This is a genomic window from Hominiventricola sp. (assembly GCF_057604405.1).
In genome coordinates this window covers 1-2,822 of sequence record NZ_DBLYVB010000063.1, presented here as the reverse complement: position 1 = coordinate 2,822, position 2,822 = coordinate 1, and the positions used below count along the sequence as shown (strand labels likewise).

The 2,822-nt window shown below is 49.4% G+C and carries 5 protein-coding genes; all 5 read left to right on the top strand.

The window, feature by feature from the left end; genetic code table 11:
- Positions 1-123, top strand: a 123-nt coding sequence (rpsI, locus tag ACZMB2_RS13875; RefSeq protein WP_487597159.1) for a 30S ribosomal protein S9, incomplete at its 5' end; no start/stop codon positions are given.
- Between the two features lie 348 nt (positions 124-471).
- Positions 472-1,302: a phage antirepressor KilAC domain-containing protein gene (locus ACZMB2_RS13870; protein ID WP_173744990.1), complete on the top strand. Its 831-nt coding sequence runs from the start codon at positions 472-474 to the stop codon at positions 1,300-1,302.
- Positions 1,299-1,466: a hypothetical protein gene (locus ACZMB2_RS13865; protein ID WP_009532276.1), complete on the top strand. Its 168-nt coding sequence runs from the start codon at positions 1,299-1,301 to the stop codon at positions 1,464-1,466. Before ACZMB2_RS13870 ends, ACZMB2_RS13865 begins: the two co-directional genes overlap by 4 nt.
- Positions 1,447-2,121 (top strand): helix-turn-helix domain-containing protein, encoded by a 675-nt coding sequence (locus ACZMB2_RS13860; RefSeq protein WP_005929992.1) that lies wholly within the window; start codon positions 1,447-1,449, stop codon positions 2,119-2,121. The genes ACZMB2_RS13865 and ACZMB2_RS13860 overlap by 20 nt, the downstream gene beginning before the upstream one ends.
- Positions 2,118-2,822 (top strand): ATP-binding protein (locus tag ACZMB2_RS13855; protein WP_487597158.1); only part of this gene is annotated, 705 nt, incomplete at its 3' end. The genes ACZMB2_RS13860 and ACZMB2_RS13855, both read left to right, overlap by 4 nt.

Sequence of the window (2,822 nt, the reverse complement as noted above, 5' to 3'; positions counted from 1 at the left end):
GATGCAGACTTCAGACCTGTTCTGAAGAAAGCTGGCTTCCTGACACGTGATCCTCGTATGAAGGAAAGAAAGAAATACGGCCTCAAAGCAGCTCGTCGCGCTCCGCAGTTCAGCAAGCGATAATCTACAGCTTAAAAATGCTAAAAAAGCCCGGAAATACGCTATTTTCCGGGCTTTTTCTATACCCAAAATTCTGACTGGACTGTTCGGTTTTGATGGAATTTGAACGGAAATTTATGGGTTTATAGTGGTCAAATTACTGGTGGACAAGCCCATTTTGACCTCTTATGGGTTAAATTACTGGTGGACAATAGGAGCAAATGAAGTCCAATTTTGCCATCGACGGACGAACACATACTTGACTGATTTACATAGAGCCTTGGCTCATTCTTTGAAAACGAGAATGGGTCGAGGCTCTATTTTTTTTCGCCTGAAATCCGGCGAGACAAATTTGAGTAGGAGGTAACAGGTATGACGGATTTCAATCAGAAGACCCATGATACCGATGTGGGTAGTCATGGCGGACAGTCGAGGCAGATGATGGAAGTGTTTGAGAACCAGGAGTTTGGTTCGATCCGGTTGTTACAGGAGGCAGGCAAGACCTTCTTCTGTGCAAGCGACGTGGCGAAAGCGTTGGGGTATGTGAATCCCTACGCCGCAGTGAAACGCCATTGCAGAGGCCCCCTAACGAAACGCGAGGGGGTCGTTCAGAAGGTGAACCAGTATGGGAATGCTGGAGAGCAGGTCGTTGAAATCTCCTTTATCACAGAAGGCGATGTTTACCGGCTGATCGTTCACAGCAAACTGCCATCGGCAGAACGATTTGAACACTGGGTGTTTGATGAAGTTCTCCCTTCTATCCGCAAGCATGGAGTGTATATGAGCGATTCCATTTTGGATCAGGTGATTCAGCATCCGGAGGTCATCTACACCCTGGCACAGGAGCTTGTAGCCGAGAGGGAGCAGCTTGAGGGTATCCGCAAACAGCTGGATGCGGCACAGCCCAAGGCAGACTACTTCGACACCTTTGTGAACTCGGAGGATTGTACCTGCATCAGGAATTTCTGTAAGGAAATCGGAATCCCGGAGAAGACGGCAGTGGCTCTCTTACTGGATCATCGCTATCTGTACCGCAGTCCGAGTGGCTGGCTGATGCCTTTTGCAGATAAATCTGCAAGGGGCTATTTTATTGTCCGGGATTGCTACGGCAGAAGCGGAAAACTGGTGCAGCAGACGAGAGTGACCTGCAAGGGAAAGAATCATCTCTTCAAGTTGTTTAAGAAATGGGGTGTGATCGAATGACGCTTTTTACAGAGGGACGCCTTCAGGCGTTTGAACGCATGATGCAGGATACCGGCAAATACCATCGCCGAGAGGACAGCGAAGATCGTCCGCGCAAATGTCCGAAGAAAAAAGCGGAGCCTGCGAAAAAGGATGGTGAGCACCATGCCGGTATTCAGGGTTGAGAAGAACAGCAATTACACAACAATGTGCAATTACCACCTGCGGGATCAGGGTCTCAGCCTGAAAGGGAAAGGACTTCTCTCCATGCTGCTCAGTTTGCCAGACACATGGAACTATTCGGTACGGGGGTTATCTTCGATTACGCCGGATGGCGTAGATGGAGTGCTTACGGCTCTGAAGGAGCTGGAGCGTCTTGGGTATCTGGAAAGGAACCAGCAGCGTGAGAGTAACGGTCGGATGGGCAGAGCGGAGTATGTGATTTATGAGATGCCAAGGAAAAAGCCGTGTTCGGAATCACCGTGTACGGAAAAGCCGTATGCGGTAAATCCGGATACGGACACACCGGTTACGGAAAATCCCGCGCAATTAAGTACTAATAGAACAAGTACTAAAACAATCAATAAAAGAGAGAAGAAGGAAATCCAACACCGGTATGGCTCATACGAAAATGTCCTTCTTTCTGACACGGAATACGGCAAGCTCCGGCAGGAGTTCCCAGGAGATTATCAGATGCGAGTGGAACGGCTCTCTGAGTATATGGCCTCCACCGGCAGGAGCTACAAAAACCACCTTGCAACAATCCGGAGCTGGGCAAAGAGAGAAAAGCCGAAGTACAACCCGGCAGACTACACATTTGAGGAAGGAGACAGCCTATGAGCGACATGGTGCCTGAAGTTTTGAATGCGGCGTTGGATTCGCTCTTTACGCCGAAAGAACCCGGAGAGCTGGAATACCAGGGCGATGACGGACTGTTGTATTGCAGAAACTGCCATACGCCGGTGCAGTGCAGGGTAAAGCTCTGGGGCAGAGACAAGATTGTTCCATGCCTTTGCAGATGCCAGCAGGAAGCGATGGCGGAGAAGAAACGCCAGGATGAGCTGCTGGAGCGGCAGCGTAAAATCAGGCAGCTGAAAGCAACTGGGATTCAGGAAAAGCATCTTCTGGAATGGAATTTTGCCGTTGCAGAGGACAATAAGGATATCCAGATGGCAAAACGCTATGTGGAGCAGTGGAAAAAGGTCAAGGCTGAAAACCTTGGCCTTTTGTTATGGGGAGATGTCGGCACCGGAAAGTCCTTTGTGGCGGCCTGTATTGCCAATGCGCTGCTGGAACAGGGCATTCCGGTTTTGATGACGAATTTCTCCAAAATTTTGAACCAGATGGGTGCCATATATTCGGAAGAGCGATACCGGTATATCGCTTCATTTTCCAACTATTCTTTGCTGATTCTGGATGATCTGGGAATTGAGCGCAGCACCGAATATGCGCTGGAGCAGGTCTACGCCGTTATTGATGAGCGGTACAAGTCCGGACTTCCGGTCATTATCACAACCAATCTGAAGATTGCTGAAATCCGC

Bases quoted from the DNA above. Each gene is read 5' to 3' on its own strand.
- ACZMB2_RS13870 (WP_173744990.1), top strand. From the start codon at position 472: ATGACGGATTTCAATCAGAAGACCCATGATACCGATGTGGGTAGTCAT.
- ACZMB2_RS13865 (WP_009532276.1), top strand. From the start codon at position 1,299: ATGACGCTTTTTACAGAGGGACGCCTTCAGGCGTTTGAACGCATGATG.
- ACZMB2_RS13860 (WP_005929992.1), top strand. From the start codon at position 1,447: ATGCCGGTATTCAGGGTTGAGAAGAACAGCAATTACACAACAATGTGC.